This window comes from Acinetobacter sp. WCHAc010052 (assembly GCF_002165295.2).
Lineage (GTDB): Bacteria > Pseudomonadota > Gammaproteobacteria > Pseudomonadales > Moraxellaceae > Acinetobacter > Acinetobacter chinensis.
Genome location: NZ_CP032143.1, coordinates 2,669,134 through 2,691,713, shown reverse-complemented (window position 1 = coordinate 2,691,713; position 22,580 = coordinate 2,669,134). Strand labels below are relative to the sequence as shown.

The following is a 22,580-nucleotide window of genomic DNA, read 5'->3' as shown; positions in this document are numbered from 1 at the left end:
AAACCCGTCCTAAGACGGGTTTTTTATTCCAAAATCAATCAGCCTTAACCAATCAATTTTTTCATCAATTCATTTACTTGTGCAGGGTTGGCTTTACCTTTTGCAGCTTTCATCACTTGACCAACCAGACCGTTAAAGGCTTTGTCTTTACCAGACTTATACTCTTCAACCATCTTCTCGTTAGCCGCAAGCACTTCTTTAATGATCGCTTCAATCGCGCCTGTATCAGTTTCCTGTTTCAAGCCTTTCTCAGCAATAATTTCGTCCGCAGTCTTGCCTTCATCCCACATAAAGCCGAACACTTGCTTCGCGATCTTACCGTTAATTGTGTTGTCCACAATACGCGCGATCATACCGCCAAGTTTTTCCGCAGATACAGGAGAGTCAGTCAGTTCCAGGCTTGCTTTGTTTAAAGCACCAGAGAATTCACCCATCACCCAGTTCGCAGAAACTTTACCCTGAGCAGCACCGCCAGCAGCTTTCACTACATCTTCGTAAAACTCAGACATTTCACGGGTTAAAGTCAGAACGTGAGCATCGTACTCAGTTACGCCAAAGTCAGCGACAAAACGGGCACGACGTGCAGCAGGCAGCTCAGGTAAAGCAGCACGAGCAGCTTCAATCTGAGTATCAGGAATGATCACAGGCAACAGGTCAGGGTCAGGGAAGTAGCGGTAATCGTTCGCTTCTTCTTTTGAACGCATTGAACGTGTTTCCATTTTCACAGGATCGAACAGACGTGTTTCCTGATCAATAGTGCCATCCCATTCCAGAATTTCCATCTGACGTTCAATTTCAACATTGATCGCCTGTTCAATAAAACGGAATGAGTTGAGGTTTTTTAGTTCACAGCGTGTACCGAAAGGCTGACCGGGACGGCGTAAAGACACGTTACAGTCTGCACGGAAAGAACCTTCTGCCATGTTACCGTCAGAAATACCTAACCAGCGTACAAGCGTGTGAATCGCTTTGATGTAGGCAACAGCTTCTTCAACTGAACGCATATCCGGTTCAGATACGATTTCAAGCAGCGGCGTGCCTGCACGGTTTAAGTCAATACCAGACTGACCTTCAAACTGGTCATGGATTGATTTACCTGCATCTTCCTCAAGGTGTGCACGTGTTACGCCAATGCGTTTTACAGTGCCATCTTCAAGCTGGATGTCGATATGACCTAAGCCTACGATTGGATTGTCCATCTGGCTGATCTGGTAACCTTTTGGAGAGTCTGGGTAGAAATAGTTTTTACGTGCAAACACAGATGCCTGGTCGATGTACGCATCAATCCCCAGACCAAAGCGGATTGCAAGATCAACCACTTCTTTGTTCAGTACAGGTAATACCCCCGGCATTGCCAGATCAACAAGGCTGGCTTGTGTATTCGGATCCTGACCAAATGTAGTGGAAGAACCTGAGAAGATTTTAGAATTGGTTGCAAGTTGCGTATGGATTTCGATACCAATAACGACTTCCCAGCCATCAATCAATAATGATTTAGCGGATTGTTTTTGAGCCTGAGCCATTATGCATTCTCCTCAGCAATAGCCGCACGTTTGGTATGCCAGTCGGTTGCTTGCTGATACTGATGCACAACTGACAGCAGTTGAGATTCTGACCAGTAGTTACCAATCAGCTGTAAGCCAACAGGTAGATTGTCTGCATCAAAACCAACAGGAGCATTGATTGCAGGCAGACCTGCCAGGTTCACAGCCAGCGTGTAAATGTCACCTAAGTACATTTCAGTCGGGCTGAGGTTTGCACCGATTTTGTAGGCAGTGGTTGGTGCAGACGGAGCAGCAATCACATCGACATTTTCAAATGCTTTCAGGAAATCCTGCTGGATCAGACGGCGTACTTTCTGCGCTTTGACATAGTAAGCATCGTAATAACCCGCAGAAAGGGCGTAAGTACCAATCAGGATACGACGCTGTACTTCTGCCCCAAAACCTTCTGAACGCGAACGTTTATAAAGATCTAAAATGTCAGTTGGGTTTTCAGCACGATAACCGTAACGCACACCATCGTAACGCTGTAAGTTTGAAGAAGCTTCAGCAGGCGCGATCAGGTAATAAGTCGGTACATAAGCATCCGTCATGTTGAGGTCAATCTCAACCAGTGTTGCACCCATGTCTTCGAGTTTTTTCAGTGATTCTTCAACACGTGCTTTAACGTCAGCATCCAACCCCTGAACATTGAAGTACTGTTTAGGAATACCGATACGTAAACCTTTGACTGCTGTGCCGTTCAGGTTTGCCACGTAGTCATCAGCTTCTTTCTGTACAGAAGTTGAGTCTTTGGCATCATGACCTGCCATGACATTCATGAGGTAAGCGCAGTCTTCAGCAGAGCGGGCCATCGGACCACCCTGATCCAGTGATGATGCATAGGCAATCATACCGAAACGGGAAACACGTCCATAGGTTGGTTTAAGACCGGTCAGACCACAGAATGATGCAGGTTGACGGATTGAACCACCCGTGTCTGTACCTGTGGCAAAAGGAGCAAGGTCAGCAGCAACAGCGGCAGCAGAACCACCTGAAGAACCACCAGGAACACGATCCAGTGCCCATGGGTTTCTGGTTGCACCAAAATAAGATGACTCGGAAGTGGAACCCATGGCAAATTCATCCATGTTCACTTTACCCAGCGTCACAAGTCCGGCAGCTTTACCTTTTGCGACCACAGTTGCATCGTAAGGAGAGATAAAGTTATCCAGTATTTTTGAACCGGCTGTGGTTTTAATGCCGTTTGTACAGAAAATATCCTTGTGTGCAACAGGGATACCTGTCAGTGCGCCTGCGCCACCTGATTTAAGCAGTGCATCAGCGGCATTTGCCTGAGCAATAGCCTGCTCCTCAGCAACCGTAATAAAGGACTGAACCTGTGCATCGATTTTTCCAATGCGTTTTAAATAATGTTCAGTCAGTTCACGGGATGAAAATTCTGCATTCGTCAGACCCTGAGAGAGTTCACGAATGGATAAGCGGTGTAAATCTGTCATAAGAAATAATTCTTTACGTTTGATTTGTGTAAATGATGAAACTGAATAAAAAATTATTCAATTACGCGAGGAACAAGGTACAGACCATCCTGTACAGCAGGTGCAACTGCTTGATATTCATCACGATGATTCTCTTCAGTGACAACGTCTTCACGTAAGGGCTGAGGATTGTCAAAAGGACTTTTCAGTGGTTCAACACCATCGGTATTGATGCCCTTTAGGGTTTCCATCATGCCTAAAATTTTATTTAGACTTTGAGCATATTCAGCAGATTGCGTATCATTGAGCGACAATCGGGCAAGATTGGCGATTGCTGAAACTGTTTGTGCATTTAAATCTGCAGAATGCTGTGCATCCGATGTAGACATAACATCACCTGATCAGTATTAAAAAATTTCTGGATATCGTGCGTTATAATAAGCGATTGACTTGTTCAAATCATCACATTTAGTTAAAGTTGCCACCTTGCGTCCACATAAAGTTTAATCGAGAACGTCTCCGTGATTCTAAAACGACTAATAGGCTTGTTTTCACCAGATCTAGCCATTGATTTAGGTACAGCTAATACACTTATTTATGCGCCAGGACGAGGCATTATATTAAATGAACCGACGGTTGTGGCAATTCGTCACAGTGGTTCACAAAAAATCGTTGCCGCGGTTGGTCTTGATGCAAAACAAATGCTGGGTCGTACACCTGCAAATATTTCTGCAATCCGCCCAATGAAAGATGGTGTGATTGCTGATTTTGAAGTGACTGAAACGATGCTTCATCAGTTCATCACCAAAGTTCATGAAAAGCGTCTGTTTCCACCAGCACCACGTGTCGTGGTTTGTGTTCCATGTAAATCCACGCTTGTGGAGCGCCGTGCAATCCGTGAAGCGGTGTTCAATGCGGGTGCACGTGATGTACGTCTGATTGAAGAACCAATGGCAGCTGCAATTGGTGCTGGTATGCCGGTTGAACAGGCTTGTGGTTCGATGGTGGTGGATGTAGGTGGCGGTACGACTGAAATTGCCATTATTTCCCTGCAGGGTTGTGTATATGCAGATTCACTGCGTATCGGTGGCGATGTGTTTGACGAACATATTATCAACTATGTGCGTAAGGCTCATGGTTGTGTGATCGGTGAAACCACAGCAGAAATCATCAAGAAAGAAGTCGGTATGGCTTTACCTGATGAAGGCGTAAAACCACTTGAAATTGAAGTGCGTGGCCGTAACCTTGCTGAAGGTGTACCGCGTGCTGTGGTTGTTACTTCAGATGAAATTTCTCAGGCGATTGCAGACCCATTACAGAGCATTGTTTCTGCGGTGAAATCTGCGCTTGAACAGACTCCACCTGAACTGTCTTCGGACATTGCAGAGCGTGGTATTGTTCTGACTGGCGGTGGTGCGCTGCTGCGTAATCTGGATAAACTGCTGGCAAAAGAAACAGGCTTGCCTGTTGTGGTTGCTGAAGAGCCTCTGACCTGTGTCACCCGTGGTGGTGGTAAGGTACTGGAATTCTTTGATAATCCAAACCATGACATGTTGTTTGTAGGTTAAATAAAGGACAGGGCGGGTGCAAACAAATCTGTTTTCAAGACAGCCGCCATCTTTTCGTTCATTTATTATTGCAGTGATCACCTGTCTGGCCGTGTTGTTTTTTAACTGGCGTATGCCACATGTGATTCAACCTGCCAGAGATGTACTGTACGCGGCATATAATCCAATATATGCCCTGGCCAGTTATCCAGTTTTGTCGAGAGAATGGCTTAACCAGCAGACCAAGTCTGAAGATCAGTTGCGTCGTGAAAATACCGCGATGAATGCTGAATTGCTTCAGGCTCAGGTGCGTCTGCAGAAGCTGTCTGAACTTTCTGCTGAAAATACCCGTTTAAGAGGCTTGCTTGATACGCCATTGATTATTGATGGTCGTATGGAAATTGCTGAAGTGATCGGGACGGATGCAGATCCTTTACGGCATATTATTGTCATTAACCGAGGTTCCAGCAGTAGTCTGAAAGCTGGACAGACTGTTCTGGATGATAAAGGGATCATGGGACAGATTATTTCTGTCTATCCTCACAGTAGCCGGATTATGCTGTTGTCTGATAAAGAGCACTCACTGTCTGTTCGCCTGGAACGTACAGGGATGCGGGCAATTGTCTCTGGAACGGGTGATCTTGGACATCTGAAAATGGAATATGTACCGACCAGTGCCAATATCAAAGTAGGTGAAAAAGTCTACAGTTCAGGACTGGGCGAGCATTTTCCTGCGGGTTACCTGGTTGGTACAGTTTCTGCTGTCAATCGACACAATTCTGGTGAATTTGCCAAAATAGATGTTGTTCCTGCTGCACAGCTGGCGGGTGGGCATCATGTTGTGGTGCTGTTCTCAGACTCACTGGCGATGGAGCAACCTCATGCTGATCGCTAAAATCCGCTCTCATCAGAAACGTGATCCTTTAATTGCAATCGTTGTATCGGTTCTGATTGCTTCCATCCTCATGGTTTATCCACTGTCCTATGCAGTATCGGGCTGGCGTCCATCATTCATGTTAATGATTATGCTGTTTTGGGTACTGTGTCAGCCGACATGGTGCGGTGTATGGTTTGCATTCGGAGTCGGACTTTTTACCGATCTGCTGTTTGATGCTCCGTTAGGCATGAATGCTCTGAGTTTTGTGATTATTACCTTTGTTTCCCGCTTTCTGACCCGTGAACGTCGAATCCTGACCTTTTCAAACTTATGGATTATTACGACGCTTGCATTAATTGCACATTTGATGCTTGTGTGGATAATGCAGACTATGGGCGGAATACAGGTATCCATTACCCGCTACTGGCAACCGATGCTGACCAGTGCCATGGTATGGCCTGTGATTTATTTTCTGTTAAGAAGATGGCGCGTTTAATTCTTGCTTCGGGGTCACCCCGACGTAAAGCTTTACTTGAACAGCTCGGGCTGCACTTTGATGTGTTCAGCCCTGATATTGATGAAACAGCTGAAATCAATGAACCTGTTGCAGAATATGTTGAACGGTTAGCCTGTGAAAAAGCACAGGCAGTATTGGATCTGTTTCCTGATGCCATTGTGATTGCGGCAGATACCAGTCTTGGACTGGATGGGCGGATTCTGGGTAAGCTTGAATCCAGAGAACATGCATTAAACATGTGGACAGCTCTCTCAGGTCGGTGGCATGATGTTTATACAGGCGTATGTGTTCGTACATTAAAAGAAAATTACAGTATAGTGGTACGGACGCAGGTCGAGTTTCAGTCTTTAAGTTCAGCAGATATGGAAAACTACTGGGCGACGGGCGAACCGCAGGGTAAAGCAGGAGGATATGCCATACAGGGCATCGCTGCTCGGTTTATCCCGCGTATAGACGGCAGTTACAGCAATGTGGTTGGCTTGCCTTTGCATGAAACCGTACGGTTATTACAGACAGTTAAGGTACTAAATTAACTGCTGAAAAGAATTTTTATAATGTTTTGAGTTTAATTATGTCTGACGAGTTGTTGATTAACGTCACGCCTATGGAATGTCGTGTCGCGTTAATCCAGAACGGCACAGTCAACGAGCTGTTTGTTGAGCGTGCGGCAAAAAGGGGTCTTGTTGGTAATATTTATAAAGGTAAAGTGGTTCGTGTACTTCCAGGTATGCAGGCGGCTTTTGTAGATATTGGTCTTTCCAGAACTGCATTTCTTCATATCAATGATATGGTCTGGCCCCGAAACCAGGCAACCCCCAATGTTTTTGAGCTTCTTCACCCGGGACAGGTTCTGACTGTTCAGGTCATGAAAGATATGCTTGGAACAAAAGGGGCGCGATTAAGTACAGATTTATCCATCCCATCACGTTATCTGGTACTGATGCCGTATGGCAATCATATCGGCGTATCCCAGCGTATAGAATCAGAAGAAGAACGTGACCGTTTGCGCTCCATGATTGAGCGGATTCAGGCGGAACATAAACTGCCAGGCTCAGTGATTGTGCGTACAGCAGCGGAAGGCATAGATGAGGCTTCCATTGTTCAGGACATGTGTTATCTGGCAAAACTCTGGGAATATATTCAGCGCAAGCAGAAAAGTATCGTTGTTCCATCGCTTCTTTTTGAGGAACTGCCTTTACCGCAGCGCGTCATACGTGACCTGGCAAATGAAGAAACCTCAAAAATCTATGTGGATTCACGTGAGATTTACGGAAAACTGCAGGAATTTGTTGAAGAATTTGTTCCGAGTATGACTGAATCTTTGATTCATTATCCTGGTGAAAGACCGATTTTTGATCTTTACAATGTTGAAGAAGATATTCAGAAAGCTTTGCAGACCCGTGTAGCACTTAAATCGGGTGGCTATCTGATGATTGATCAGACCGAAGCCATGACCACCATTGATGTCAATACCGGTTCTTATGTGGGCGGAAGATCGCTTGAAGATACTGTGTTTAAAACCAATATGGAAGCAACACAGGTCATTGTACGTCAGCTGCGTTTACGTAATCTGGGCGGTATTATTATTATTGACTTCATTGATATGCAGGAACTTCAGCATAGAGAGGAGGTCATGAGCCAGTTTGAAAAAATGCTTGAACGGGATCATGCAAAAACAAAAATCACTCAGGTTTCTGAGCTGGGACTTGTTGAAATGACCCGAAAGCGTACCCGTGAATCGCTGGAACATCTATTGTGTGAATCCTGCCCTGTCTGTCAGGGTCGTGGATTTATTAAAACAGCAGAGTCAGTATGTTACGAAATCTTTCGGGAGATCATGCGCTATGCCCGGGCATTTGAGTCGCAGAGTGGCTTTACTGTTGTTGCCCATCCATCGGTCATTGATCGGCTGCTTACCGTAGAAGCCCCTGCTGTCGCGGATCTGGAGCATTTTGTGAGCCGTGTCATAAAATTTCAGGTGGAAAATCTGTATACGCAAGAGCAATACGATATCATTTTATCTTAAAATTGTAACAGGATATCGTTAAACACTTGTTACATCTGGAATTTTACTTTTATTTGTGAATTTTTAATACTAGTCGTATCTGATAGCCATAGTCGGAATTCTCCCCCGGTCTTAGCAAAGAGGTGTGACATGGGTATGAGCGATACAATTATTAAGCAAAGTCTGAAAGTTCTGGATGCAAACAAAAGTCTGCACAACGGTTATATTGTGGATGAGCAGGGCAAAGAAGTCCCGATCACTACAGCAATGGTTCGTACAGTCTGTCATCAGTTACTGAAGCAGTGCAGAAACATTAAAAATTAAGGGGCTGATCAAAGCCCCTTAATTTTGTCTATTGATCTGCGGTTAACTCACCGCCTGTAACTTTGGGTCAGCAGTACCAGTGATCTGTTCAAACAGCTGGATTTCATCTTCCAGGTGAGTCAGAAGATTCTGCATTTTGGGTAAGGCATTACGGCAGGCGGTCAAGCCTACTTCCAGTTTATCCATGTAACTGGTCATGGTGATATTCAGTGCCTGACCATCCAGCACAATCGAAGCAGGGTACAGCGCATCCAGTCTTGCACCATTCCAGTACAGCGGTTCACGTGGCCCTGGTACATTGGAAATCACAAGATTGAAAGCCTGACGTTTAGGCAGAATCCCTGAAGCAATATTCATCCCTGCAACACCATAAACAAAAGCACTGTAGTTCATGATCTGACTTGAGTTCATGCGTTTAAAGCGTTCTTTAGCATTCATGACGCTGCGACGGACAATCTGCAGACGTTCCAGTGGATCTTCCTTATGCGTTCCAAGATTTGCCAGAATCATGGTGATTCGGTTGCTGACAGCAGAATCATCATCACGGATGGATGCTGGAACCATTGCAATCAGTGGTTTTTTAGGCAGAGCATTCTGTTTAAGCAGGTATTCACGTAACGCACCTGAACAGATCGCAAGAACAACGTCATTGATGGTTACACCGAGTGCTTTTGCAATACGGTGTAAGCGTGAAAACTCAAATGACTGTGCTGCAAAACGGCGTGATGAACTGACACGCTGGTTCAGAATACTTTGTGGTGCCTGGAAGCTGGACACATAATCTGGATTTTTCCCCATATCTTTAAATACGGTGTTGAACAGTTCCTGTGTCACAATAGGTGTGGCTTCAAGCTGGTCTTTCAGTGTTGCCAGAATTCCTTTAATTTTGCTGGCTTTCGGCTGTTTCAGGCGTTTTGCACGGTTTCCTTCAACACACCACGGTGGCACAATACTTTTGGTGTCAGGATCATGTGAAAGTGATTTTTCAACCAGACGCATTCCTGCTATCCCATCAACCATAGCGTGATGGATTTTAAAATACATACCAAAACGGTTGCCCTCAATTCCTTCAATGATGTGACAGGTCCATAATGGTTTTGCACGGTCAATCAGAGCACTGTGTTCCTGTGAAATATAGGTCAGTAATTCACGGATACGTCCAGGATGAGGCAAAGCGATGTGGCGGAAATGATGGTCAAGGTCAAACTCTTCATCTTCATCCCAGAACAGTCCATTCAGTTTGTTGTTGAAGGGTGGAATTGGCACTGATTTTGAATTGCGGATGTCCGTTACCAGGTCCTGAATGAATGTTTCAGGTGCATTATCAGGAATCTGGAACAGAAATAATCCCCCGACATGCATTGGCTGCTGGCGTTTTTCCAGTGTTAAAAAGATGAAATCAATTGGGTGTAATGGGCGCATGGTATGATTGCCTCACTGCAATTTCGGTACTGTTCCTGCGTGAACAGTCTTGTTAGAATTATAAAATGAGCAAATTCAGTATATCGTGTTTTATGTTCAAAAAAATCGCTTTCTGTGAATTGTTCGTTTAAAAAAATATTACCATTTATGTTCAGTCACAGAAGTTCTTTTTTAAGGCTCATGCTCTGCGATAAATAACCCCTGCATAATTCTGTACAGAAAACTGATAGAAAAAAGGGCAGTCATAAGACCACCCATTTATACCGTAAAAAATACCCAGGCTTATTTCAGATTGCCTGCATGTAAACCGCATTCTTTATGAGTGGCTTCTTCCCACCACCAGCGACCTTCACGTTCATGCTGATTAGGTAGTACGGCGCGGGTACATGGCTCACAGCCAATCGAGATAAAGCCACGCTCATGCAAAGGATTGTATGGAATTTCCATCATACGGATATAGTTCCACACATCTGCGCTGCTCCAGTTCGCCAGCGGATTGTATTTGATCAACTGTTTTCCTGGACCTGAAAAGCCTGCATCTGCCTGTACAACAGGGATTTCATTTCGTGTACCAGGGCTCTGGTCTTTGCGCTGTCCGGTAATCCATCCATCCAGTGTCGCCAGTTTTTTACGCAGTGGCTGAACTTTGCGGATACCACAGCATTCTTTATGGTCATCCTGGTAAAAACTGAATAAGCCTTTTTCAGTCACCAGTTTCTGTACAGCATCTGACTCCGGAAAACAGATTTCGATCTCGATGCCATAATGCTTACGCACAGTTTCAAGGAACTGATAGGTTTCAGCGTGAAGGCGACCGGTATCCAGGCTGAATACACGGAATGGTTTGCCCAGGTGTGAAGCCATATCAATCAGCACCACATCTTCAGCGCCTGAAAACGAAATCGCAATTTCACCCTGCTGATTCAAAGCAAGATCAAGAATTTCTGAAGGGGATTTATCGGCATATTCAGATGCAAGTGCATCCACAATATCTATGCTTGGTATAGTCGTCATAAGCGTTCCTGGCAAAATAGGCTTGGATACTTCAACACCTATATAAATTTGATCCAGTATTATTTTAATTGAAATGAAATAAACATCTTATCACTAAAAAATAAATGCTTATGAATAAAATAGATTTAAAAAAGCACAGTTATAAACGCAGAGGTTAATGCTATGATAGTGCAAATTTTTCACTGACATTTGGGAGAGCCCATGGAAATCGTATGTCTTGATCTTGAAGGTGTTCTGGTTCCTGAAATCTGGATTAACTTCGCAAAAAAAACAGGTATTAAAGAGCTGGAAGCAACAACCCGTGATATTCCGGACTACGACGTTCTGATGACTCAGCGTCTGAACATTCTGAAACAGCATGGACTGGGGCTGAATGACATTCAGGAAGTGATTGCAGATATGGGACCTTTCCCAGGTGCGAAAGAGTTCGTGGAATGGGTACGTACTCATTTTCAGCTGATCATTCTTTCAGATACATTCTATGAATTTGCTCATCCTTTGATGAAACAGCTGGGATGGCCAACGATTTTCTGTCATAAACTTGAGACAGATGAAAATGGCATGATTACAGCGTATAAACTGCGTCAGCCGGATCAGAAGCGTAAGGCGGTTCAGGCATTACATGGTCTGAATTACCGTGTGATTGCCGCTGGTGACTCTTATAACGATACAACAATGCTGGGTGAAGCAGACAAGGGCTTCCTGTTTGATGCACCTGCAAATGTAATTGCTGAATTCCCGCAGTTCCCACCAATTCATGGTTATGAAGCACTTAAAGAAGCAATCCGCAATGCTTCTGTTCGTGATATTCCTGCTTAATTTTTTAAATAGCTGGAAAAGGAAAGGGCGCATATAGCGCCCTTTTTGTTTAATCCAGATTTACACGATGAAAATCAGAAGCGGTAACCGATCTTCATGCTGTAACCGATAGCATCATTGTCTTTGAATTCAGCTGCATAGACATCAGTTCCAAAATGACTTGCAACCTGTGATTTAGCATCACCCAACATGAAATATTTCACACCCGCCTGAATGAAAGATTGAGGTGTTGGTGAGAACTGTCCACCCAGACCAACACTCCAGTAACCATCGGTCGGACCTAAAGTGGAAACAGGGTTGCCTGCACCAGAGTCCCAACCAACCATTACAGTTCCAGCCCATTGGTCATTAAATTTACGACCTATACCAACATTTGCAGAAATCTGGTCTTTTTCATAAGCAACTAAATCGAAGCCTTTACGGTCATTAATGCCGTTTTCTTTAGCGTGATAAGCTGTTAAACCTTCGGCTAATTGTCCAAATTTATTGGGGCGGATTTTAAACTCAGACCAGTCAACCCAGCGTAATTGAGCGAAAGCAACAGTATTTGCCATGATGCCTGTCTGAAAATCCAGATTGACAGATTGCGGTGTCGTTATATCTGTTTTGGCTTCATTAAACTTATAGTCTTTTTTCATCTGGGGAACTTTACTGCCCATCAGAATGCTGTATGGCATTGTTTCATCGACCATAACCTCATGATCAATTTCAGAACGATAGGTTACAGATGCTTTAAACGCAATTTCTGGAATCTGGTAGGAAAGGCCTGCTAACCAACCAACGGATGAGTTTTCAGATATGGATGCTTTATAACCGGTAAAACGGGTCAGTGTGCTGGCTCCTTGAACATTTGCCCCTTGAGAACATGTTACTTTACCCAAAGGTAGGCAGGTAACCCCACCCAAAGGACCGTAAGCAGAACCATGCAGGGAAACATCCCCTTTCACTGTCTGGTATACTGGGCCTGCGTAAATATTCCAGTTTTCTGTTGGTTGGAAACCAAATATGAAAGAGAGTGTCTGGGTGTCAACACTTACATTTGTAGCTTCATTACCGGCAGTAAAAGCGCCCACTTGGCTAACACCTAAATCACCTGAAAGCTTATCATTTAATACTTTATGGCGTTGGTCAGCTTTAGAATATTCTGCATCAGCACCATAGGGTTGATCGTAAATCAAACCAAACGAAAGATGCTCAGTCATTTGTACTTTTAATGCAGCATTATAGAATTGATAGCTGTTTGCCATATCTCCCAGTTGGGTGCCTGCCAAATCTGTTACGGTACTTTTTTCACCACCAGTCGGTGTAAAGTCTGATTTTAATTTACCTGATACATCAGCATCCAGTACTGAAATGCCTGCTTCGAAGTAATTTCCTGGCTGTAAAAATGCTGAGATTGACTGACCTGAGCGATCAAGCGCGGCTGCAAAAACGGTTGATGCTGGTAAACATGCAAACAGCACAGCAGAACTGAGGGCTTTTAATTTCATTTTCTGTCCTTGACTCTAAATGTGAAGAAACACAATCTTTATGTTTCAAAAAATACAAGATATGTAATTTATTTTTAAAGCATATCTTGAGTGAAAAATAACATATTTAAAAAAAGAGTAAATACTCTAAATATAATTTTTGGTAAAAAATAGAATAAATTATAATCATGAAAACATTGAGTTAAATTTTATTAAAAAATATCTTAATTTATCTTTTATAATTATTTTTATGCGGAAATTTTATTTTTCACTGGATTCAGTTTAATTTTTGGGTGATGTTTTAAGGTATATAGGTATTAAAAAGCCCTCTATAAAGAGGGCTTTTTTTACTTAGAATTTGTAGCCAATTTTCATACCATAGGCAATGGCATTGTTATCTTCAAAGTCGCCCACTACTTTGCCACCAGTCTGCGCCTGAGCATCGCCCAACCAGAAGTACTTTACACCTGCCTGGATAAAATAGTTTTCAGCAGGGCTGTACTGACCACCCAAGCCTACACTCCAGTAACCTTCAGTTGGTCCAAGTGTAGTAACAGGGTTACCAGCGCCAGAGTCCCAGCCTACTGATGCAGAGCCAGACCATTTATTGCTGAACTTATGCCCCAGACCTAGGCTTGCAGACCATTGATCATCTGTATAGTCAATCAGATTGTTACCACCTGACAGGCTGTTCAGATATTTTGGTGTTACAGCAAAAGTGTCCCAGTGAACCCAGCGGATATTTGCAAATGCGATGGTGTTTTTAGCAATACCAGATTGTAGATCCAGATTTACAGACTGAGGAGTGACAACTTCGGTTTCACTTTTCAAGTTCTTCAGCGCAGGGTTTAAACCGAACGCAAAAGATTCGGTTGTATCCAGATCATGTGTAATTTCAGAGCGATAAGTTACAGCAGCTTTCAGAGCAATTTCTGGAATCTGATAAGCAAAACCCGCTAACCATCCAAAAGCATCATCTTCTTTTAAATGAATGTTGTAACCACCGAGTTTTGTATAACCACCATAAGCCGCACCACGGAGTTGTACGTCACCTTTTACAGTCTGATAAACAGGACCTGCATAAAAATTCCAGTTTTCTGTTGGCTGGAAGCCAATCAGAGCAGTCACGTTGTTTGTGCGGACTTTAACAGACGTACTTTCATTTGTCCGTTCAGCAAGGTTGGTGTCGGAAAATACGCTTTTTTCTACAGCATACTGAGAGTCAGCACCAAAAGGCTGATCGTAAATTAAACCTACAGAAATTTTATCGGTTGCCTGTACTTTGACTGCAGCAGCAGGGAAGTAATAATCCTCCGCCATATCACTGACTTTATTTCCAGCAATGTCTTTACCTTTGACTTCAGGGTCCAGCACGCTGAAAGAAGCTTCGGCATAGTTGCCTGGTTGAAGAAAGGCAGAGATGGATTGACCTGAGCGGTCCAGTCCTGCTGCAAAAGTTGTAGCAGGAAGCATGCTGATCAGAATAGCGGATTGAATTTTATTAAGCTTCATGGTTCTTTTCCCTGATGCTGTCTGTAGCTAAAAAGTTGGAAAAAAGTAACATAAATTTAAAAAGAGTAAATGCTCAGTGCCGTTGAAGATTTGAACTGATGAATGCAAAGTTTTTTTGAAATAGAGTAACTGTTCTAATGTTTTTCTTATATCTAGCTGAATTTAAAAGTAAAAAATAGAGTATTTATTTTAATTATTTTTGAATGGAAGGTTTTGTCTGAATGGTTGATTTTAAGGCTGTTGATTGTTGAGTGTATAAAAAGTGACAAAAAAGACCATCTGTTCAGATGGTCTTTTTAATTAAATTTTGAAAATTAGAATTTATAACCAATTTTCAGACCATAACCCCATGCATCATTATCTTCAAATTCGGCAATTGCATTTTTTGTACCGAACATTGATGCTGGTTGTGCATCAGCATCGCCCAACATAAAGTATTTTACACCACCTGCAATGAAGTAATTCGGTGCTGGGCTGAACTGCAAGCCTAAGCCTACGTTCCAGTAACCTTCAGTTGGACCCAGTGTTGATACAGGGTTGCCTGCGCCTGAGTCCCAGCCAACAGAGACGTTACCAGCCCACTGTTCATTGAATTTACGACCTACACCTACAGTTGCAGTAATCTGATCATCTGTATAACCGACAAGGTCAAAGCCTTTAGGATTGTCAGGAGTCTGACCAACAGCACCTAAAGTTTTCCCAACTTTGTCAAACTGTTGTGGACGGATAGAAAAGTCTTTCCAGTTTACCCAACGTAAGTTTGCAAAAGCTACAGTATTTGCCATAACACCTGTCTGGAAGTCCAGGTTTACAGACTGAGGTGTAGTGATTTTAGTACGTGTTTCTACATCGTAAACCGGAGAGCCACCAACAGCAGCTAAAACATTACTCTGACCATATTCATGAGTTGCAGCTTCATGTTTGATTTCTGAGCGATAGGTAACAGATGCTTTTAATGCAATATCAGGAATCTGGTACGCTGCTCCAGCTAACCAACCCACTGCTGAATCTTTGTCCACATCAGCATTGTATTTACCTAAACCTGCTGCTGAGCCGTAGGCTTGGCCACGTAGTTGAATATCACCTTTAACAGTCTGGTAAACAGCACCACCATAAAGGTTGATATTTTCAATTGGCTGGAAACCGAAGATGAAAGAAAGATTTTCTGTAGTTACATCAACTTCTGTAGTTTCACCATTCAAATGGAACAGTCCAGCACCACCTAGGGCAGCAGATGCTTTATCTGCGAGTGAGTAAGATGCATCGGCACCAAAAGGCTGGTCATAAATCAGACCGAAAGAAAAATTATCAGTGAGTTGTAGTTTTAACGCAGCTGACGGGAAGTAGTAATCACCAGCCATATCTCCAAGATTTGTATTCTGAAGACCAACGGCAGCGGGAGATGCAGTCGGGGATGGTGTATAACCATTTTTTACTTTACCCGATACATTTGGATCCAGTACAGAAATACCCGCTTCGAAATAGTTGCCTGGCTGTAAAAATGCCGCAATGGATTGTCCTGAGCGGTCAAGTGCAGCAGCAAATGCTCCGGCAGTTGGCAGTGCTGCAAGTATGATCGCTGTGCTGAGAGCTTTTAATTTCATTCTTCATCTTCCCTTGAGGTTTAACGTCGTTTTTACATTTATTGATTTTGATTGACTCTGGAGGGATCGGGTAAATACACCGAGGCTATCTGTTACTCCATGTGACAAAAATAGCACAATTAAAATAAGAGTAAATGCTCTACAAAAACTATTGAGTTTAAAAAAAGCATTGATTAGAGCTAATATTCTAAATGTTAAAATAATAAAATTTACAAATTATTGAATTTAAATAATTTATATAGGGTGTTGTGCCTGTTTTTGATTGTTTTGTTTGTATGGAAAATATTCATTTTTTTTACTGAGCGAAATGCTTTGAGTGTTAATTCAGTCACAGTACGATTGTATAAGTATGCCGGTGCATGTCTTTAATAGCCCTGAACTGGCCTGAAATGCATGCTGTTGACATTTTTGACTTTGCTATAGGGAAAGGAGACATTTACATGTCTGTGTTTTTATGTTTATTGATATTTATCATGGGTTAAGATCGTTGAAAGTGTGAGTGTTGATCAGGTCTGAGCGTATTTAATTTAAAGATGGACTTTTATGAGTGGGGCGGGATATCAGGTTTGATGATCTGTGTTTGCTTTTTTGAACCCGTAGGATCTATGTGCTCTGATTGATCGCTAGAGAACAGTTCTGTTTATGGATTTATGGATATCAGGTTTTTGTGTAACTCAGTGGTGTTTTAACCGCACTGTTAAAGGAGGGTATTGTTCTGGGGATGTCTAAGTTCGGATAAAGATCTGATCTAAGAAAATGGTACGCCCTGCGGGACTCGAACCCACGTCGGTCGCTTAGGAGGCAACTGCTCTATCCAGTTAAGCTAAAGGCGTAAACTTTGCAGTAATTTACTGCATATACATCTGAAAAAAAAGCTATTATCGAAATAATAGCTTTTTTCTGTCTGTTATTTATCTTCTGGTTTTATCTCATTTGGATTGAGAATATCAAACAGCACCAGCATGAAAGTGATCCATACTGGAATCATCAGGACGGATTCTTTAAAGCCTTGATCCCACATGATGTACAGCACAATACCAATGAAAATAATCACAAGGAAGTTGCTGACTGGAGCCCATAAAGCCGGATATTTGCTGGTTTGACCGGTCAGTCTCAGTGCACGTTTAAATTTAAGATGCGTCAGCGTAATCATTAACCAGTTCAGAACCAGTGCTCCAACCACGATATACATCAGATGGCTCAGTGCATCTTCTGGTAGGTAGTAGTTCAGAGGTACACAGCCCAGAATCAGAAATGCGGACATCAGTACGGCAGGGATCGGTACACCGTGTTTGTTGGTTCTGGTGAAAATTTTCGGAGCATTGCCTTGCATCGCCAGACCGTACAACATACGGCTGTTGGCATACATGCCACTGTTATAAACAGAAAGTGCTGCAGTCAGGATAATAAAGTTCACAAGGTGTGCAGCCCAGGCAATCCCGATCATGCTGAAGACCATCACGAATGGGCTTTTGTCCAGTCCTCCAAAGTTCAGCTGATTCCATGGAACCAGTGAAAGAAGGATAATCATTGAACCCACGTAAAAAATTAAAATACGGGGTACAACCTGATTGATTGCTTTTGGAATGGTTTTTCCTGGATCTTTAGCTTCCGCAGCTGCCATACCGACCAGTTCAATACCGCCAAATCCAAACATCAGGAAGGCAAGCATATAGAACAGACCATCAAAACCATTTGGAAAGAAGCCGCCATGTGTCCACAGGTTGGAGAAGGCAATACCTGAAGCTGCATCTGCAGTCATAATCAGATAAACACCAAAGACAATCATGGAAATAATAGCGGTCACTTTAACAATCGAAAGCCAGAATTCAGATTCACCATAAAATTTGACGTTGGCAATGTTGATCAGGGTAATGACAATAAAGAAGAACAGCACTGAGACCCAGTTTGGAATTTCAGGCCACCAGTAATTGATGTATTTTCCGACAGCAGTCAGTTCAGTCATGGCAACCAGGATATACAGCATCCAGTAGTTCCAGCCAGTCAGAAAGCCTGGAAATTTCCCCCAGTATTTGTTGGCAAAATGGCTGAAAGAACCTGCAACAGGTTCATGTACAATCATTTCACCCAGCTGACGCATGATCAGGAAAACAATTAAGCCGCCAATGGCATAGCCCAGAATGATCGAAGGTCCTGCCTGTTGAATAACATGTGCAGACCCCAGAAATAAACCTGTACCAATTGCACCACCCATTGCAATGAGCTGGATGTGCCGGTTTTTCAGCCCACGCTGAAGTGAAGAAGGCTCGTTGTTCAATGTTATTAGCCCGTGAATGAAGAGTAAAATGATTGTAATGTATCAATGTCCCGAAGCCTAGAGCACAAGCGATAAGCAGGGATTATTGATTATATGCATGAAATGTGGAATTTTAATAAATAATATATGAATCAATATATTAATTTTATCTGTATATTCCTGCGGTTAAAATGTTCCTTTGAGTCATTCTGTTTTGAGCGTTTGTTTTTTATACTTAAGTCCTGTACAGAATGATTTTTACTGAAAAAGTATTATGATTAAAACGTTCATATTCCAGTGAATATGGCAAAAACAATGAAAAATTAAAGGATTGGCGAATAAATGAGTTTTGCTCCACAGATAAAAATTCCAGCGACTTATATGCGTGGTGGTACGAGTAAGGGTGTGTTCTTTAAACTGGATGATCTGCCTGTACTTGCGCAGCAGCCTGGTCAGGTGCGCGATCAGCTTTTATTGCGTGTGATCGGTAGTCCTGATCCTTATGCAAAGCAGATTGATGGAATGGGTGGAGCGACATCAAGTACAAGTAAAACGGTGATTCTGTCTAAAAGTGACCAGGCAGATCATGATGTGGATTATCTGTTTGGGCAGGTCTCAATAGACCGTCCATTTGTGGACTGGAGTGGAAACTGTGGCAATCTGACAGCTGCGGTGGGTTCGTTTGCCATCAGTAATGGTCTGGTGGATGCATCCCGCATTCCTGAAAATGGAATCTGCACGGTTCGGATCTGGCAGAAAAATATCCAGAAAACCATTATCGCTCATGTACCTGTCAGCAATGGTCAGGTTCAGGAAACCGGTGATTTTGAGCTGGATGGTGTCACTTTCCCTGCGGCAGAAGTGCAGATTGAGTTTCTGGATCCTGCGGACGATGGCGAAGATGGTGGTGCAATGTTCCCGACAGGAAATGTTGTGGATACACTGGAAGTTCCAGGGATTGGCGAGTTTCAGGTCACGCTGATCAATGCAGGTATTCCTACGGTTTTCCTGAACGCAGAAGATATTGGCTATACAGGTGCTGAACTTCAGGAAGACATTAACAGTGATAATGAAGCACTGGAAAAATTTGAGACTATTCGTGCTTATGGTGCTCTGAAAATGGGTCTGATTAAAGATGTTGCGGAAGCAGCTACCCGTCAGCATACGCCAAAAGTTGCATTTGTTGCTCAGCCGAAAAGCTATACAGCATCAAGTGGTAAGCTGGTCAGTGACACTGATGTGGATCTTCTGGTCCGTGCGTTATCTATGGGCAAACTGCACCATGCCATGATGGGTACAGCAGCTGTGGCGATTGGTACAGCAGCTGCCATTCCAGGTACACTGGTCAATCTGGCTGCTGGTGGTGGTGAGCGTGAGGCAGTGCGTTTTGGTCATCCATCAGGGACGCTGCGCGTTGGCGCACAGGCTGTTATGGAAAATGGTCAGTGGGCTGTGAAAAAAGCCATTATGAGCCGAAGTGCAAGAGTGTTGATGGAAGGTTGGGTCAGAATACCTGGTGATGCTCTGAAATAATATTTTCAGAATACGCTGATTTTGATAACTGAACCCTGCTCTGGCAGGGTTCAGTTCTTTCACGGGGTTGGTTTTTGTGAAAATTATGATGCTGAGCATAGAGAAACAAGGTGTTCTGAAGTATGATGCATGGGAGTTTTAAAGAGCAGACTCTGGATGTAATGCTGTGTTTTTAGCTGTGCTGAAAAGATTTACATCTGAATTCTGTGTGATTCTTTATTTTCTGAGGTCACTGTTTTTATTTTTATAAAACAGCCTGGAAAAAAGAATCGGAAGATTACCTGCAAATATCGACTGAAAGATCAGAGGCATCATGTCATCTTTTACTGACGCACCCTCAAATGTACTGGCTGAAGCGCAGGAGCGTATTCAGCAGGATTTACTGACTGCACTGGATGCATTTTCCTTACCTGAACCACTGAAAGGTGCTGTGTATCATGCAGTCATGCTGGGTGGGAAGCGGGTCAGACCTGCGCTGTGTTATGCCGTGGCAGATATCAGACCTGGGGTGAATGCGGCGGCAGTACGCCGTGCAGCTGTGGCTGTAGAGCTGATTCACTGTTATTCACTGGCGCATGATGATTTGCCATGTATGGATAATGATCTGCTGCGTCGTGGGCAGCCGACCTGTCATGTGGCATTTGGTGAAAGTACAGCATTGCTGGCGGGTGATATTTTACAGTCCATGGCGTTTGAAATTCTGGGAAGCCGTTTGTTTGATCAGAGTGCAGCTGTAGATGCATCCATTGTTTTAAAACAGGTTCAGATACTGGCAACTGCAACATCAAAAATGGTGTGTGGTCAGGTTATGGATCTTCAGGCGGAAGGGCAGCATGTCAGTCAGGAAGTGCTTGAAAATATTCATAGAAATAAAACAGGTGCATTGATTTCTGCTGCCATCATGATGGCAGCTGTTGCGGTATTTGAAGGCACTGATCAGGCAATACCTGAGCTGAGGAAATTTGGGCAGAGTATTGGTCTGGCTTTTCAGGTGCAGGATGATATTCTGGATATTGTGGCTGAAACTGAAGTGCTGGGCAAGACTGCGGGCAAGGATCAGCAGGTTGATAAATCGACCTATCCAGCTCTGATGGGGCTGGAACAGGCAAAAGCTTATGCAGAAGAACTGCATGATCAGGCATTTGCTTCACTGGTGTCTTTTGGTGATTCTGCACGGATGCTGAACAGTATTGCTGTTTTTCTGCTTTCACGTAAAAACTGATTCTTTTCTGGTTGTCAGAAATAAAAAAGGTGGAACAGATTCCACCTTTTTTTATTGTCTGTTTTTAACCATGCAGGGTTGCATCAGGCGCAATAATGGATTTTCCGTTCTTCAGTCCTTCAAGTGCATCAGCATTAAAGTCAATCAGCAGGGAATTGTTCTGAGAATCAATACTGTATCTGCTGATCAGTGGCTGATCCCCATTCAGTGTTTCCACTTTATATTCATCTGCAATATTTAAAATACCGTCCAGGTTGGTGGTTGCGGAGGCTTTGTCCTGGCGGAACAGTTCATAGATATCCCTTAAGTCAAATATCGCATTGCTGGCATCTGGATGTTTTTCTATATAGGTTTCCACATGACGAACCAGCAGCTGAGCAAATAAAAAATAGTTGGGTTTGTGAGTGTAGTCCATGTCAGTCAGCCTTGTTATCGTTGTAAGTTGCTTATAGAAATATCATATCCCTTAAGTAATGTTAATGAACAGAATTGTATGTGTTGCAAAATAAATACATTGCAGTTGCAAGGATGATTTTTTCCTGAATAGGGGGTAAAAGAGAAATTCTGAGTGGAATATACAATAAAAAAATCATTATTCCTTAAAATTTCATAATGAGTTAATGGGTGTGTATTTTTTATAAAAATGTGTTTTATTTTTTGTTTATTTTTGATCAATGTGAGAAAAAATTAAAAAATAATTATAAAAAGGTTTTTAATTTATTAAAACGATCATTGCACATATCAGGGGATTTCACGGCTAAACACGGTACAAATGTTTAAAAAATCATCCAAAAGACTAAGGTCTATAAGCTAGCAAGAGACGTCATCAATCGGGTACAATTGGCGGGATTAATTTTGTGTTTGGTGTATTTGAAGGCCAATACATACATTCTTTGTTATAAATTAGGCCTGCCAGGAGTTATCCCCGCATGAGTGCCATTACTCCATACGAATGGGCAATTATTGCCTTCGTGATCGGCGTTACATTTCTTTGCGTCTTTATGCTCACTGTTCCTTTACTCCTTGGGGGTAAGTCATGGGGACGTGCGAAGCAGGAGCAATTCGAGTCAGGTGTGGTAGGTGCCGGTGGGGCACGTATCCGCCTGTCTGCCAAGTTCTATCTTGTCGCAATCTTCTTTGTGGTTTTTGACTTAGAAGCACTTTATCTGTACGCATGGGCAGCTTCTGTCCGTGAAGTAGGCTGGGTGGGCTTTGCAACTGCGGCTGTGTTTATTTTAGTTTTACTCGTTGGTTTGATTTACGAACTTTCTACTGGTGCACTGAACTGGGCGCCTTCAGATAAGCGTAAAGCAGCAGGGATTAAACCTAAAGTAGGTTCACCAGGTATGGACCTTGCAGAAATTACCCGCTTTAACTCAATTGAAGAACTGGTGACTGACCCTACAGGGCAGATTCCGGCTCAATCATCTGGTCGTGTGAAATCTTCACCGACTGCATCATCTGTAAAGGAGTAACCC

20 protein-coding genes and 1 tRNA gene are annotated in these 22,580 nt (G+C 43.1%); 10 read left to right on the top strand and 11 right to left on the bottom strand.

Annotated features, from left to right (window positions below; genetic code table 11):
- Window positions 1–44: 44 nt before the first annotated feature.
- The 3 genes from gatB to gatC are packed head-to-tail and all read right to left on the bottom strand — an operon-like array spanning window position 45 to window position 3,369.
- On the bottom strand, window positions 45–1,523 hold the full coding sequence (gatB, locus tag CDG61_RS13165) for an Asp-tRNA(Asn)/Glu-tRNA(Gln) amidotransferase subunit GatB (RefSeq protein ID WP_087549483.1): 1,479 nt from the start codon (window positions 1,521–1,523) through the stop codon (window positions 45–47).
- On the bottom strand, window positions 1,523–3,001 hold the full coding sequence (gene gatA / locus CDG61_RS13160) for an Asp-tRNA(Asn)/Glu-tRNA(Gln) amidotransferase subunit GatA (RefSeq protein WP_087549482.1): 1,479 nt from the start codon (window positions 2,999–3,001) through the stop codon (window positions 1,523–1,525). The genes gatB and gatA overlap by 1 nt, the downstream gene beginning before the upstream one ends.
- A gap of 53 nt (window positions 3,002–3,054) precedes the next feature.
- Entirely contained in the window at window positions 3,055–3,369 is a 315-nt protein-coding gene (gatC, locus tag CDG61_RS13155) for an Asp-tRNA(Asn)/Glu-tRNA(Gln) amidotransferase subunit GatC (RefSeq protein WP_087549481.1), read from the bottom strand.
- Window positions 3,370–3,501: 132 nt separating this feature from the next.
- Here gatC and CDG61_RS13150 point away from each other — a divergent pair, with 132 nt between their 5' ends.
- The 6 genes from CDG61_RS13150 to CDG61_RS17520 all read left to right on the top strand — a co-directional run bounded on the left by CDG61_RS13150 (window position 3,502) and on the right by CDG61_RS17520 (window position 8,250).
- Complete coding sequence (locus CDG61_RS13150; RefSeq protein ID WP_087549480.1) at window positions 3,502–4,548, top strand: rod shape-determining protein; 1,047 nt, start codon at window positions 3,502–3,504, stop codon at window positions 4,546–4,548.
- A gap of 16 nt (window positions 4,549–4,564) precedes the next feature.
- Window positions 4,565–5,422, top strand: a complete 858-nt coding sequence (gene mreC / locus CDG61_RS13145; protein ID WP_087549479.1) for a rod shape-determining protein MreC — start codon at window positions 4,565–4,567, stop codon at window positions 5,420–5,422.
- Entirely contained in the window at window positions 5,409–5,900 is a 492-nt protein-coding gene (gene mreD / locus CDG61_RS13140; protein ID WP_087549478.1) for a rod shape-determining protein MreD, read from the top strand. The genes mreC and mreD overlap by 14 nt, the downstream gene beginning before the upstream one ends.
- Entirely contained in the window at window positions 5,888–6,454 is a 567-nt protein-coding gene (locus CDG61_RS13135; RefSeq protein ID WP_087549477.1) for a Maf family nucleotide pyrophosphatase, read from the top strand. Before mreD ends, CDG61_RS13135 begins: the two co-directional genes overlap by 13 nt.
- 38 nt (window positions 6,455–6,492) lie before the next feature.
- Window positions 6,493–7,947, top strand: a complete 1,455-nt coding sequence (gene rng / locus CDG61_RS13130; RefSeq protein WP_087514308.1) for a ribonuclease G — start codon at window positions 6,493–6,495, stop codon at window positions 7,945–7,947.
- A gap of 129 nt (window positions 7,948–8,076) precedes the next feature.
- Window positions 8,077–8,250 carry a PA1571 family protein gene (locus CDG61_RS17520; protein WP_087514309.1) on the top strand — a complete coding sequence of 58 codons (174 nt, stop codon included), beginning with the start codon at window positions 8,077–8,079 and terminating at the stop codon, window positions 8,248–8,250.
- 42 nt (window positions 8,251–8,292) lie between these two features.
- On the opposite strand, the gene CDG61_RS13125 is transcribed toward CDG61_RS17520, so the two are convergent.
- Together CDG61_RS13125 and CDG61_RS13120 are read right to left on the bottom strand one after the other, a co-directional pair.
- Window positions 8,293–9,672, bottom strand: a complete 1,380-nt coding sequence (locus CDG61_RS13125) for a WS/DGAT/MGAT family O-acyltransferase (protein ID WP_087514310.1) — start codon at window positions 9,670–9,672, stop codon at window positions 8,293–8,295.
- 282 nt (window positions 9,673–9,954) lie between these two features.
- Window positions 9,955–10,686, bottom strand: a complete 732-nt coding sequence (locus tag CDG61_RS13120; protein WP_087514311.1) for a phosphoadenylyl-sulfate reductase — start codon at window positions 10,684–10,686, stop codon at window positions 9,955–9,957.
- Window positions 10,687–10,887: 201 nt separating this feature from the next.
- Between CDG61_RS13120 and thrH the strand changes: the two genes are divergently transcribed.
- On the top strand, window positions 10,888–11,505 hold the full coding sequence (gene thrH, locus CDG61_RS13115) for a bifunctional phosphoserine phosphatase/homoserine phosphotransferase ThrH (RefSeq protein ID WP_087514312.1): 618 nt from the start codon (window positions 10,888–10,890) through the stop codon (window positions 11,503–11,505).
- A gap of 74 nt (window positions 11,506–11,579) precedes the next feature.
- Here the strand turns inward: thrH and CDG61_RS13110 are convergent, their stop codons facing one another.
- The 5 genes from CDG61_RS13110 to CDG61_RS13090 all read right to left on the bottom strand — a co-directional run bounded on the left by CDG61_RS13110 (window position 11,580) and on the right by CDG61_RS13090 (window position 18,368).
- Window positions 11,580–12,995 carry an outer membrane protein transport protein gene (locus tag CDG61_RS13110; RefSeq protein ID WP_087549476.1) on the bottom strand — a complete coding sequence of 472 codons (1,416 nt, stop codon included), beginning with the start codon at window positions 12,993–12,995 and terminating at the stop codon, window positions 11,580–11,582.
- A 330-nt stretch (window positions 12,996–13,325) separates the two neighbouring features.
- Entirely contained in the window at window positions 13,326–14,486 is a 1,161-nt protein-coding gene (locus CDG61_RS13105; RefSeq protein ID WP_087549475.1) for an OmpP1/FadL family transporter, read from the bottom strand.
- A 314-nt stretch (window positions 14,487–14,800) separates the two neighbouring features.
- The gene (locus tag CDG61_RS13100) at window positions 14,801–16,090 is read right to left on the bottom strand and encodes an OmpP1/FadL family transporter (protein ID WP_087549474.1); all 1,290 of its coding nucleotides are present in this window, start codon (window positions 16,088–16,090) and stop codon (window positions 14,801–14,803) included.
- 757 nt (window positions 16,091–16,847) lie between these two features.
- A tRNA-Arg gene (locus CDG61_RS13095) sits at window positions 16,848–16,923 on the bottom strand.
- A gap of 74 nt (window positions 16,924–16,997) precedes the next feature.
- Window positions 16,998–18,368 carry an amino acid permease gene (locus CDG61_RS13090; protein ID WP_087513284.1) on the bottom strand — a complete coding sequence of 457 codons (1,371 nt, stop codon included), beginning with the start codon at window positions 18,366–18,368 and terminating at the stop codon, window positions 16,998–17,000.
- Window positions 18,369–18,689: 321 nt separating this feature from the next.
- Between CDG61_RS13090 and prpF the strand changes: the two genes are divergently transcribed.
- Together prpF and CDG61_RS13080 are read left to right on the top strand one after the other, a co-directional pair.
- The gene (prpF, locus tag CDG61_RS13085) at window positions 18,690–19,880 is read left to right on the top strand and encodes a 2-methylaconitate cis-trans isomerase PrpF (RefSeq protein WP_087549473.1); all 1,191 of its coding nucleotides are present in this window, start codon (window positions 18,690–18,692) and stop codon (window positions 19,878–19,880) included.
- 313 nt (window positions 19,881–20,193) lie between these two features.
- Complete coding sequence (locus CDG61_RS13080; RefSeq protein WP_087549472.1) at window positions 20,194–21,102, top strand: polyprenyl synthetase family protein; 909 nt, start codon at window positions 20,194–20,196, stop codon at window positions 21,100–21,102.
- 64 nt (window positions 21,103–21,166) lie between these two features.
- On the opposite strand, the gene CDG61_RS13075 is transcribed toward CDG61_RS13080, so the two are convergent.
- Window positions 21,167–21,517: a hypothetical protein gene (locus CDG61_RS13075; RefSeq protein WP_087513287.1), complete on the bottom strand. Its 351-nt coding sequence runs from the start codon at window positions 21,515–21,517 to the stop codon at window positions 21,167–21,169.
- 514 nt (window positions 21,518–22,031) lie between these two features.
- Here CDG61_RS13075 and ndhC point away from each other — a divergent pair.
- Window positions 22,032–22,577 (top strand): NADH-quinone oxidoreductase subunit A, encoded by a 546-nt coding sequence (gene ndhC / locus CDG61_RS13070; RefSeq protein WP_087513288.1) that lies wholly within the window; start codon window positions 22,032–22,034, stop codon window positions 22,575–22,577.
- Window positions 22,578–22,580: the final 3 nt, after the last annotated feature.

Bases quoted from the DNA above. Each gene is read 5' to 3' on its own strand.
- thrH (WP_087514312.1), top strand. From the start codon at position 10,888: ATGGAAATCGTATGTCTTGATCTTGAAGGTGTTCTGGTTCCTGAAATC.
- CDG61_RS13080 (WP_087549472.1), top strand. From the start codon at position 20,194: ATGTCATCTTTTACTGACGCACCCTCAAATGTACTGGCTGAAGCGCAG.
- CDG61_RS13135 (WP_087549477.1), top strand. From the start codon at position 5,888: ATGGCGCGTTTAATTCTTGCTTCGGGGTCACCCCGACGTAAAGCTTTA.
- gatC (WP_087549481.1), bottom strand. From the start codon at position 3,369: ATGTCTACATCGGATGCACAGCATTCTGCAGATTTAAATGCACAAACA.
- CDG61_RS13125 (WP_087514310.1), bottom strand. From the start codon at position 9,672: ATGCGCCCATTACACCCAATTGATTTCATCTTTTTAACACTGGAAAAA.
- ndhC (WP_087513288.1), top strand. From the start codon at position 22,032: ATGAGTGCCATTACTCCATACGAATGGGCAATTATTGCCTTCGTGATC.
- mreD (WP_087549478.1), top strand. From the start codon at position 5,409: ATGCTGATCGCTAAAATCCGCTCTCATCAGAAACGTGATCCTTTAATT.
- prpF (WP_087549473.1), top strand. From the start codon at position 18,690: ATGAGTTTTGCTCCACAGATAAAAATTCCAGCGACTTATATGCGTGGT.
- gatA (WP_087549482.1), bottom strand. From the start codon at position 3,001: ATGACAGATTTACACCGCTTATCCATTCGTGAACTCTCTCAGGGTCTG.
- CDG61_RS13105 (WP_087549475.1), bottom strand. From the start codon at position 14,486: ATGAAGCTTAATAAAATTCAATCCGCTATTCTGATCAGCATGCTTCCT.
- CDG61_RS13075 (WP_087513287.1), bottom strand. From the start codon at position 21,517: ATGGACTACACTCACAAACCCAACTATTTTTTATTTGCTCAGCTGCTG.
- CDG61_RS17520 (WP_087514309.1), top strand. From the start codon at position 8,077: ATGGGTATGAGCGATACAATTATTAAGCAAAGTCTGAAAGTTCTGGAT.
- gatB (WP_087549483.1), bottom strand. From the start codon at position 1,523: ATGGCTCAGGCTCAAAAACAATCCGCTAAATCATTATTGATTGATGGC.
- CDG61_RS13120 (WP_087514311.1), bottom strand. From the start codon at position 10,686: ATGACGACTATACCAAGCATAGATATTGTGGATGCACTTGCATCTGAA.
- CDG61_RS13100 (WP_087549474.1), bottom strand. From the start codon at position 16,090: ATGAAATTAAAAGCTCTCAGCACAGCGATCATACTTGCAGCACTGCCA.
- rng (WP_087514308.1), top strand. From the start codon at position 6,493: ATGTCTGACGAGTTGTTGATTAACGTCACGCCTATGGAATGTCGTGTC.
- CDG61_RS13110 (WP_087549476.1), bottom strand. From the start codon at position 12,995: ATGAAATTAAAAGCCCTCAGTTCTGCTGTGCTGTTTGCATGTTTACCA.